The organism is Bathymodiolus platifrons methanotrophic gill symbiont, from assembly GCF_002189065.1.
GTDB lineage: Bacteria > Pseudomonadota > Gammaproteobacteria > Methylococcales > Methylomonadaceae > Methyloprofundus.
The window spans coordinates 1-2,233 of record NZ_BDMN01000462.1; the positions used below are offsets into that span (position 1 = coordinate 1).

Annotated in this window: 2 protein-coding genes and 1 pseudogene; all 3 read left to right on the forward strand. The window is 40.0% G+C overall.

Annotated elements, in window-relative coordinates:
* Positions 1–171 precede the first annotated feature (171 nt).
* On the forward strand, positions 172–414 hold the full coding sequence (locus CDZ78_RS19350) for a hypothetical protein (protein WP_087871428.1): 243 nt from the start codon (positions 172–174) through the stop codon (positions 412–414).
* 294 nt (positions 415–708) lie between these two features.
* Positions 709–1,965 (forward strand): TolC family protein, encoded by a 1,257-nt coding sequence (locus CDZ78_RS19355; protein WP_087871429.1) that lies wholly within the window; start codon positions 709–711, stop codon positions 1,963–1,965.
* A pseudogene (locus CDZ78_RS19360) lies at positions 1,962–2,233 on the forward strand (efflux RND transporter periplasmic adaptor subunit); the annotation flags it as partial. The gene CDZ78_RS19355 and the pseudogene CDZ78_RS19360, both read left to right, overlap by 4 nt.

Below are 2,233 nucleotides of genomic sequence, written 5' to 3' on the forward strand. Positions count from 1 at the left end.
AAGGATGATCTTTAAACTGGGATCAAAGTAAATTCCCCGAGATCAGGTGCCCTGAAGTTAGGCTCCATTAACGAATTCATTACGGATACGTTGCTTAGCCTGTGTTAATCGTTCAGGCATAATTAAACAAAATTCGTATTCATCTAGGCTTTTTTAGCGTAATCTTAGTCTATGAAAATATTCATTCATCGTTTTATCTTATTGTTACTCTTGCTGTTACAGGGTGTGTCGCCTTTGGTGCATGCGCACGTACATGCGGATGGTAGTAATAGCGGTGTACATTTTCATGGGATTAATACGCCAGTTAATCAGCGAACTGAAATTTTAGCACTAGACATTCTTTGTCATGCTGATGCAATTATTGAGCTAAAACAGGCTATTTCTCAGAAAAAATGCTGGATGAAGAGTCAGTGAATAATCACTTTAGTCTTCGCTCTATCGATATTATCCCGCCGTTTTTAATAGCAAAACATGTCGCTATTGCTACCTATACTATGCCTATTATTCCATCGATAAGATGGTCACTTGTTAGTCCTCGCGCCCTACCTCTTTAAGTTTCTCTCGCTGTGTTTGCAGTTGTCGTAATTAAAAAAAATATTCAGGGTTATTTCTATAATTGCCCCTTATAGTATTGCCATTTTGTTAGGTAATCCTGTTTTTCTTATTGGCTAAAACTGCATTTTTTTACTTTTTTTTATAGAGATATAAATGCCTATTATCTACTTTACTTCCTTGCTTCTATCCTTCTTTGCAGTGCTACCCATTACTGCTAATGCGGAGCAGTCACATATTGTTGAACATATAGATATCATTAATATTGATCCACAACTAAGTCTGGCTGACCTAGTCAATCAAACGCTGGAAAACTATCCAGATTATGCACGCATAGCTGCAATGCATCAGGAAAGTGCAGCATTGAATGAGCGTGGCAGTCGTTGGGTTGCGGGCGCACTTAAAGCATCTGTTTATTATAGAGATGACTTTGCCGGGTCAGAATCGGGTGCTTATGAAGTAGATGGCATGGTCACCGTACCAATCTGGAACTGGGGGCAACGTGACGCAGGTTTGCAATTAGCAGAAGACTTTGAACAGAGTATTAGCTATCAGGTAAAAGCAATAAAATTAAAAGTAGCAGGTCTGGTGCGCCAGGCCTTATGGGCAATCAAACAAGAAGAGTTGCGCTACAATATGGCGCAAAAAGCTTATCATTTAACCGAGCAGTTACTCCATACTGTACAACGGCTGGTGGAACTTGGTGATTTGCCCAGAACAGATTTTCTGTTAGCACAGAGTGAGTTATTACAGAAAAAGACTGAGCTGATTCAGGTAGAAGCAGATCTAATGCATGTGCGTAAACAATTCTACTTTCTTACGCAAAATAATAAGGTTCCTGCTGACTTTCGGGAAGAACTGAGCATAAAAAATCAGATAGATAATACACATCCTCAACTAGCAGCTATAAACACTGAAATTGCCCAAAAAAAAGCCCGGGTAGAATGGATAAAAGCTCGAGGCTCAGGTCAGACGACCCTGGCGATAGGTGGGAATACCGAAAAGCCAGAAAGTAATATCGATACCGTTAACAGTATTACTTTTACCGTATCGGTGCCCTTTTTGGGGGGAGCTTATATCGCCCCGGTAGTTGCCTTGGCAAATAGAGCCTATGTCGAAGCAGAAGTAAAAAAAGCACATATATACCGGAATTTATCAGAGCAAGTGCATGAGGCTGAGCACGAATTGGAGATTGAGCAAGAGCAACTGAAGGTTGCCGAGAAAATGCAGGTAAATGCCCAGGAGCATTTGAAAATGGCAAATTTAAGCTTTGATGCAGGTGAAATTAATTTAATGGATTTTCTAAAGATCCAGGCTCGTTCACAAATAGCCATTCAGTATGCACAGGAAAGTGCTTTAAAGTTACAACGCAATATAGCCTTATATAACCAGGCAGTAGGAGTGATGCCATGAGACTATTAATTATTTTATTATTAATCAATAGTCTTCCTGTAGTGGCAGATGCACAGATAAAACTATCTCAGGCGCAGATTTATAATCTGCGGGTTAAGTTAGATATGCTTGAAGTTATTAAGTCTGCCCCTTTGCTAGATGCTCCTGCTAAAGTGATTATTCCTCCAGAAAATGAGTATTTTGTCAGTACTACGCAAGCGGGCTTAATTAGCCAGATTAAGGCAAGCATCGGCGATGAAGTAACAAAAGGGCAAGTTCTTGCAACGAT

Excerpts from the sequence above, each read along its gene's own strand:
- CDZ78_RS19350 (WP_087871428.1), top strand. The coding sequence starts at position 172 with ATGAAAATATTCATTCATCGTTTTATCTTATTGTTACTCTTGCTGTTA.
- CDZ78_RS19355 (WP_087871429.1), top strand. The coding sequence starts at position 709 with ATGCCTATTATCTACTTTACTTCCTTGCTTCTATCCTTCTTTGCAGTG.